Source organism: Candidatus Auribacterota bacterium, from assembly GCA_026392035.1.
In the GTDB taxonomy this organism is placed as follows: domain Bacteria; phylum Auribacterota; class Tritonobacteria; order UBA1439; family UBA1439; genus JAPLCX01.
The window spans coordinates 1-2204 of record JAPLCX010000051.1; the positions used below are offsets into that span (position 1 = coordinate 1).

The following is a 2204-nucleotide window of genomic DNA, read 5'->3' on the forward strand; positions in this document are numbered from 1 at the left end:
TCGTGATCTTCAACCACCGGTTGTCTTCTCTCAGCTTCCCCCCGAACGGAAACAACTCCGAAAATAAATACCCCGTCTGACGATCTTTAGTCCGATACATCTCAGCTCTCCTTCAGTGTATAACTGCACGGGTTTCGGGCACCTGTCCCGAATTCCCGTGCATTTTATCCATCATTCTGGAGAGCATTGTACATCATATCTACTTGCCTTGTATGATATTATATATATTTTTAGACTTTTTCAGGAGACCCTACTTATACCTTTTTCATAGCCATAGAGATTTTACCTGATTATATCGTCACTATCAATCAAAGTTTATATGCATACTAGGCATATCTAGTCGAGCAAAACTCAGGGTAAGGCCCCGACTATTGACAGGCAATAGGATGATTCATTCTCCTGAGTGTGCTTCAACCCAATCAGCATATCTTAAAAAAATATATTTGTGTTTTCTTTTGTGTTTTCTCGACAGGTAATGCATCAGTGAAGCACTGATACGCACGCTGCTGTCATTGCGAGCGGAGCGAAGCAATCTCACTTAAAGGGCTTTCAGAGGGGGATTGCCACGGCTGCCTCGTCCTGCTTAGCGGGACTCGGCATCCTCGCAATGACATCCAGCTATCATTGTCAGTGCCTGACTGAGGCATTATGGCAAGGCTTACGGCTGGCAGCGGCATGGCCTACAGCGCACGGGCGCTCACGCGGAGAGGATGGTCAAGAATTTCGAGGAAGGCCTTCTCAGCGCCGGGCGTATAGTTCTCAGGAAAATAGAAATATGAAATGAATGTGTGCGTGCCGCGGGGCACCGTCGTCACGTTAAAACTCCACCCGTTATAACCCCAGTGACCCTTACAGCCCTCAGGGGGATCCGCGATGGTCTTATCGTCTATGTAGAGGAGTTCCTTGCCCATCACGAGGCTCGGGGAAAGCCAGAGGCGGCTGAGCATGCTCCCCTGGGAGCCGGAGAGACCCGACCAGAGGTAGGGACTCTTATCCAATTTTTTTTCTTCCTCGGACATCACGCCGTCCACGAGCACCGGGGAAGGGTTGCATGAGTTGACGTAGCGCATGCCCGTCGCCGCGGTGTTCCAGTCGCAGCCGCTCACGAGGAAGCCCTCGCTCGCGATGGTGGAAACATTGAACGGGAGCTTGATGAGCGTGGGCCACTCGATGGAGTCCCGGTAGTAATAGTTGTCGATCACGCTGGTCGGGGAGCGGATGCCGAACTTGAGGTAGATCGAATTGCTGCACCGCCGCACCGCGCGTATCGGGCCGTCTTTGTAGCCCATGAGCACCGAGCGCATGTCATCCTCATTCCTGCTGATCGTAATGAGAGAGAAGAAGAGGTGGAGCGTAACGCGGAACTTGTAGCGGTCGAGAAGATTCGGCGAGCGCGTGCTCCCGTTGTCCTTGATGATCAGCGTGCTGAAGTACGATTTCATCTCGCCGGGCGTATAGCCGATCTCGTAGCAGTCGGCATTTATGTAATCCCGTGCGAGGTCATAGCTCACATATCGCCCCGGATTCCCCGGGGGAGGGCCGGGAAAAACCACGCAATATGCCCAGCCCTCACTGCCGGTGAGCGGGTCGGCGCACGCAATCTCCGCGGCCTTGACGCATCCTGCGGGCATATCCTTGATCGCCGCCCTGTCTCCCAGATCCCTGGCCATGAACACGAGTTCGTCATTGGCGTCCCACAGACCATCATCGGGATTTACCGGCGTGCCGTCAGGCCCCGTGAGGGACATAACCCCGTCGTTGTTCTTCTCGTCTATCTGGAACGGGACCGGATTTACTTTGCCCTCGCGGGCGCTGAAGAGCGCGCAGTGAGAGATCGGGGCACCCCTCATGGCGCTCAGTTGCAGGCCCTTGACGATCACGGGATCCGATTGTCGAGTGATTGTTTTGGTTTGAGCGCAGAGGGTTGCGTTGAGCGACAACATCGTCGCTGATAGTGCCAGCAGAGACGAGAGACGCGAGACGTGAGACGTAAGATGTGAGATGTGAGACGTGAGACGTGAAACGATTAACCTGAAACCTGCGTGAATATCCGTTTTTACGACAATGAATATGCCCAAAAAAGCCAGTAATTACGCGGATTTTAAGTGTACTAGACCCCATCTTGTTGCCATAATCTTAACCTACCTTTTAGTTAGGTTAAGATTATTCAATGAAACGCAGCCCAAAGAACCTATATATCAGTT

1 protein-coding gene is annotated in these 2204 nt (G+C 52.6%); it reads right to left on the reverse strand.

Going from position 1 to position 2204, the window contains the following annotated elements:
- Positions 1-680: 680 nt before the first annotated feature.
- The gene (locus NTX71_04795) at positions 681-1943 is read right to left on the reverse strand and encodes a hypothetical protein (GenBank protein ID MCX6339220.1); all 1263 of its coding nucleotides are present in this window, start codon (positions 1941-1943) and stop codon (positions 681-683) included.
- Positions 1944-2204: the final 261 nt, after the last annotated feature.

Bases quoted from the DNA above. Each gene is read 5' to 3' on its own strand.
- NTX71_04795 (MCX6339220.1), bottom strand. From the start codon at position 1,943: ATGTTGTCGCTCAACGCAACCCTCTGCGCTCAAACCAAAACAATCACT.